The sequence below is a fragment of the Wolbachia endosymbiont of Cylisticus convexus genome, from assembly GCF_003344345.1.
On sequence record NZ_QPIP01000106.1, the window covers coordinates 1 to 6,094 of the forward strand.

The 6,094-nt window shown below is 34.6% G+C and carries 3 protein-coding genes and 1 pseudogene; all 4 read left to right on the plus strand.

Annotated elements, in window-relative coordinates; translation table 11 throughout:
• The coding region (locus tag Wcon_RS12195) for a hypothetical protein (protein WP_237350121.1) at positions 1-230 on the plus strand (230 nt) is incomplete at its 5' end.
• The gene (locus tag Wcon_RS08425; protein WP_147269177.1) at positions 172-1,125 is read left to right on the plus strand and encodes a hypothetical protein; all 954 of its coding nucleotides are present in this window, start codon (positions 172-174) and stop codon (positions 1,123-1,125) included. The genes Wcon_RS12195 and Wcon_RS08425, both read left to right, overlap by 59 nt.
• A gap of 360 nt (positions 1,126-1,485) precedes the next feature.
• Entirely contained in the window at positions 1,486-5,271 is a 3,786-nt protein-coding gene (locus Wcon_RS08430; RefSeq protein ID WP_458694585.1) for a Ulp1 family isopeptidase, read from the plus strand.
• Positions 5,264-6,094 (plus strand): annotated as a pseudogene (locus tag Wcon_RS08435) (hypothetical protein); the annotation flags it as partial. The gene Wcon_RS08430 and the pseudogene Wcon_RS08435, both read left to right, overlap by 8 nt.

Consider the following 6,094-nt stretch of genomic DNA (forward strand, 5'->3'; position numbering starts at 1 on the left):
CACAAGTACTATCCAGTGAAGATTGTTGGAAGAAAGTAGATAATTTACATGGGGTTAAGCTTGATAGATACATGGTAGGTAAAAAGTTGATAATGCCAGGTAGTCCCTTTAGTAATCCTAGTTATGACATTGCCTGTAGGTGCTGTTTAGAGGAAGATATTATTGCTTTATTTGAGGAGAGAAAAAAAAAGGTTATCAGCTCAGGGCAAGAGCAGCCTGCTGGAGTATGATCACTTAGTTAGGTGTTGCGGATTTGATCTTTTAGCACAGTTTTGGTCACATTTTGTTAGCGGCTACATTTCTAAACTAAATTTAAATGGTCGTCATCCGTATAAGTATGGTCTTGACTGTGCTATGAGTTTGAAGCAAGCAGAGGCAGTAGAGTTCTTTTGGAATAAAATAAAATCATTACCTGAAAGTGAGATGAGCGAACAGAAAAAAGATGAAATCTTAATGAAGACAGCAGTGTATGCAGCAGGGAGTCGTTGTAATAGTTATCCTGAAATATTCGAATTTTGTTTCGGTCAGATAAGTCCTGATAAATATCCAGAACTTCTAAAAAGAGACTTGGCTGAAAATCATTATTATGGGAGTTTAAATACGCTACAACGCATGCTATGCTTTGATCAATTTCAAAAATTATTTGATTGCTTAAAGCCAAGTGATATTTCAGAAGATCGTTATAGTATTTGGTTAAACTATGTAGAAAAAGTGGAAGGTTATTCAAAATGTTATGTAGATGCGGGAGTAAAACTTTTTATGCATATGTGGATGAAGGAGGGATTTGATAGTCATCGTGCCTTATTATTAAATGAAGAAATGACAAATAATTCCGTATTTCAAGGAAGGTTATTAGTACCTCTAATTAATAGGGGTTGTATGAAACCAGTGTGGGCAATATTGAATGAAGCTAGTCCTAATCAAATTAAAGAATTTATGGATTCTAGGCATGCAAATCACATTTGTTCTGTGTTAAAGGAAAGAGGAGATAAAGACTCGTTAGATAAATTTTTATCGTATGGTAAGTCCGTAGTTGAAGAGCCGGATAGAGGGGATTTAAGTACTGACTTAACTAAGGTCAAATTAAGTAAAGTACATGATCAATTGGGGTTAGGTGATCATTAATAAGATACAAAGGAGCAAAACTAAGGGAATGCCAAAAAGAGATGGTATAGCATTTTAAACCGGTTAACGCTATGTAAATTGAGGGGAATTATGCAAACGTTCAACTATAAATTTGATAATGAATCTGGCTTAAAGCGTTTTAAACGTGCTGATGATTCAGCTAATGATCTAAGGGAAAGCACTAGCTTTGTTTTCGCAACATCAAGTGGAGATTATAAAAAGTGGTTAACACAAGCAGACATTGCTAATATTGCAAGGACTGCGTATGGGTGGCATGGAGAGGATAATAATGTGGTGTTTGAAGTAATTGGATCAGTAGATCAATTAGGAATACAATTAGAACGACACAAAAATAAATTGATGGAATCTAATAAACAATCGCTAACGTTTGTTATCAATTTAGGAGAAAATCACTGGGTAACGTTAGTTGTGGCTTATCAAAGTCAACAATTTTCTGCTTATTATATTGATTCTCTTGCTAGTGGAATACAGAATAATATTCGTGATAAGTTAAGTGAAAAAATTACAGGAATTAATATTCAATCTTTTAATATTCGACAACAAAATGATGGATATAACTGTGGAATATTTGCCTTGGAGAACGCAAGAATAATTAACAATGCATTACAGAGTGCGCAACAAGGGCAAATTGAACAGAGATTGTCAAATTATGAACCAACTGAAGAACAGTTAAGAAATAAAAGAATAGAGTTTGCAGGAAAGTTAAGGGAAAGAGGCGTGGATATATCGGATTCTAGACCTGTAGATGCTATAAATAGAAAAAACACGAATGAGGTACCACAAGATTTTGAGTTAATACAGCTACTTATTCAAGAAGCAGATTCTGTTAAAGGGGCTGATGCAGGAACTTCAACTCAGCAAAGGAAAAATCTCGAATCTTTTCAAGCAAGGTTTCAGTCATACATTGACCAAATCCCATCCTATTTGCATTCTGTGGGAAAGCCTGGGTTCTTTCCAAACTTTTTCTTGGGAAGCTTTTCTACTTTGCTAGATACAGAGGTTGCAAGAAAATTGGATATTAACAAAATTTATTTTGACTTTGATGGTGAAAAGACTTTGAAGGTAGCTGTCATAAAAAATGGTGAGATAAATAGTCAGGAAGATGTAGTCGATAAAGTAAAATTATTTGTTATCTCAGAAAGCGGTTCTCACACTTACACTCAAGAGTTTGATCAAGGTGAATTAAAGAAAGTATTAGGTGAGCATTACTCTCTTGTTGAGGATAACCCAGGTGAAATCAAAGTTAAACTTGTAGAAATTAATAAAGACAATATCAATGATCAGGGAATATCCGTTACGGTAGAAGATAGAAAAGTAGATACAGATCGTACTTCTGAGCGCCAATTTACAGAAATAAAAAAGGGACTATGGAACAAACCAGAGGATGACATAGCTAAGCTGGCCGATGCTGAAAAGGAAATAGTTGAAAGAAATCTTAAAAAGGTTCTTGAAGAAATTAGTAAAGTACATTCCAAATATGAGGGCTCACTTGAATATGCTAGCAGGGCACGAGAAGCAGCACATCATGGATTTATAGCAGGTGCTTTGAACAACTTCCGTTATAGATATAATCTTAGAGCTTACTTAGAGCAATTTGCAGGAAGGGGTTATGCGGATATTGTCTTGCTACCTCGTGGCCCTGATCGTGCTCTGAATTCTATTCCTATTATCATCGAGTTAAAGGCAGGGAATGGTCCTAATCTTACTCCGGATAAAGCTTTGGAACAAGCAGAAAAATATGCACAAGGTTTCCAACCAAATGTTCAGCGAGTTTTAACTACTGCAAATAACATTTTATGTGTTGGTGTCAATCTTGATCATCCATCCCCTATCTCCAATATTGAAGCAAAAAGTCGTGAAGGAAGAATAGTTCCTTTCTTTCAAGGTATGCTAAAATCCATTGATGATTGGAGTATAAAGGAAATTGACAAAAAAGAATTGAAAAGACAGGTAAAAGATAATTTGGAACGTATTTACCATACCTTTCCTGGTACACCGGAGAAGGGAGATAATCATTATTTTAGTAGATTTTTACTAGGGCAATCACTATTGTTAAATAGAGTTGAAGATTTAGAAACTGGTTTTAAAAAATACATTTTTATCTATGGAGAAAATATACCTACTGAAGTGCATCCTAATCCTCGTGGGCTTGGACGTCCAGCAGCTGAAAGAGCTAGGGAAAGACTATCAACTAACCTTGATGCAAGCCATGCAGCTGTAACAATGGTACTTATTCCAGAGAATACAGAGAAGTTGGTTTATGTAATAAACATTGTTGAAGCTAACAGAAAGGATGTACTGAATAAAGCGCTTCCTCTTAATAGATTAGGTAGAGAGATAGGAGATAGGGAAATAGTTGAATTAAGTCTTAATTTTGATACTAGATACAAGTTAGATTTTAAAAGATATCTTACTATTTGGGCTAAAAAATACAATTCTTTACAAGAGTACAACAACGGAGCTGAGAGACTTCGAGGTACTTTCAAAGAAGTTCCCTATCCTAATGAGCTAAAAGAAACGTTTGATAAAGCACTAGATGCTCAGTCTTCGTCAGTAAACGAATATAACAGATTGTTAGAAAAAATTGGAGAGGGAATATTTCCTTTTAAGACTCTCGTTAATAAAGAAGCTCATTTCCAGGGAATATTGAATGGAGTGTTTAGTTATTATAGTGACTTAAAATTACAGGAATCATCAGAAACTAGAGCATTAGTTTTAACTGAGTTTCAAACTGGTAGAGGGGAACGTATTGACATGCTAGTTCATGGTATTAAGTTTGTGGCTCAAGGTGGAAATGCTGAGGAGTACACTCCAATAGGGTTGGAACTTAAGACATCAAGGCAGGGCAAAGGAGCTCAAGCTTTATTGGGGGAAGCAGATGATCAAGTAGGAGAGTACGAAAAAGGTGTTACTTATAAAACATTAACAGATGGTGATGAGGTGAAATTTATCGGTGTTGTTTTTGATAAAGGATCTAATGATCCACGTAAACTTATTTTAACAAGTAAGGGAGGATTTATTCCTGTTGATATAGTTCATAGTTCTATCTTAGAAATTGATCAGCAACCACCTAGGAAGAAATTTAAACCAAATGATTGTGTAAAGCAAGGTGGTAGAAGTAGAAGAAGTATTAATCCTTGTTTATTTTCAAAAGATGATGTGGAAAAGTTTAGTAAAGGAAAGGTAGATGAAAATAATGTAGATAAGATTATAATTGATAGTGAAAAGTTTTTAACTTACATAAAAAGTAGTCAAGATGAGAAGAAAAATGCTCAGCTAGTAGAGTTTATTGGAAATAAAAATATTGAAGGTGACTATAAATATTTAGCTGACAAAGTGGTTGGAGATCAAGGATATGAACGCTATATTCAGAATGAACGTATCAATGATTTATATAGTGACGTTTTACAGCAAAATAATGGTTTAATAAAAAATCCAAAATTGAAAAGCAGGTTAATGAATGCTGCAGGCAGAATACAATTAATCAGGGGTATTCATGGTGCTGCTGTATCATGCACAGATGGAACAGCATTAGATTGTGGATTAAACGTAGGTGGGATAATATGGTCTTTTGCATCTCAGCCAATTGAATATGGAATGGTTAAAATTACTCCAAAAGTTGTAACATCAGCTGAAAAGATTGTAGGAAGGATTATACCGGGTACTTTAGGTAGGCAGACAAAATTTGCTATTCAAATTGCAGGTGCAAAATTTGGAAGTACAATAGCAAAAGGTGCTGCAGGAGCTGTATCTGGTGTATTTGATATTGTTGATATAGGCAGGTCAGCAAACAATCTTGTAGACTGTAAAAATAGAGAAGGTAGTGATAATCCATGTAAAGAAAAGGAGATAAGGGATAATATAGCATCTATATCCTTTTCTGGTGTGTCATTTATTTCTGGTGTTGCTCTTACAGCCGCTAGTATGCCGGTAGTTGGTATTGCAGTTGGGTTTGGGTTGATGGTAGGTTATGGAATTTATAGTGGTGTTAGCAATATTGTAGAGTACGAGAAAAAGTATAATACAACTCATGGAGAAAACTGGCGTATTTTTTGGCATACATTTGCTCTTNCAACCTATACCAAAGGATGTACAACATCTTGCAGCCAGAAAGGAAATGATTAATAGTCTGGCTAAAGGAGCGTGGCGAGCTTTAAATAGTAATAACTCTGATAGTCTTATTGCCTATGGTATTGGTCTTGGAAAAGTAAATGGTAATACTCTTCGTCCGGACTATGCAACGATTATGATGAATGAAACAAATGCCAATACAGAAAATCTTTCACGTGTTATACCTGATCCAATTCAAAATGCTACAATGATTTGCTTACCACAGATTACCAATCAAGATTATGAAAAGGGTATTAAAAGTTCTGTTCCATCAGCTAAGTACTATTGTGATAATGCAATGGTTATTAGCCATGATAGAAAAGTAAATGTGATGCAAAAGGACAAAACAATTGTTTATGATTTAATCGGTATAGATAGAGGTACCATTGTTGGAAGCAATGAATGGAACAATAATTTTCTAATTAGTTCAGGTGCAGCAGAAATAACTGGTGGTAATAGTAAGGTAGTAAATAGATTTGTTGTACATGATGTTAACTTCTCAGGTAAAATTATTGGTAAAGGGAACTCTACTAATATACTTGATTTGAGCAAATTGGCAGGAGATAAAGTTATAGTGAATGTTAATTATCGTTTTGAACCTAGTGCTTCCGGACAATTAAAAGTAAAAATAAATGATCATTTATTGATTGATGATTATATCGATAGTAATATTTTTAATTATCACTATGTTGGAAGGAAAAACAAAGTGGATAGGGTGCTATGTATTGGTTATTCTGAACACTTTACTGGAACTGATGATCGTGAAGTTATCATAGATAGTGGCGGTGGTTCTAGTAATAGTGAGAAAGACGTAGTTGAAGGTTGCAAAAAAGTAATT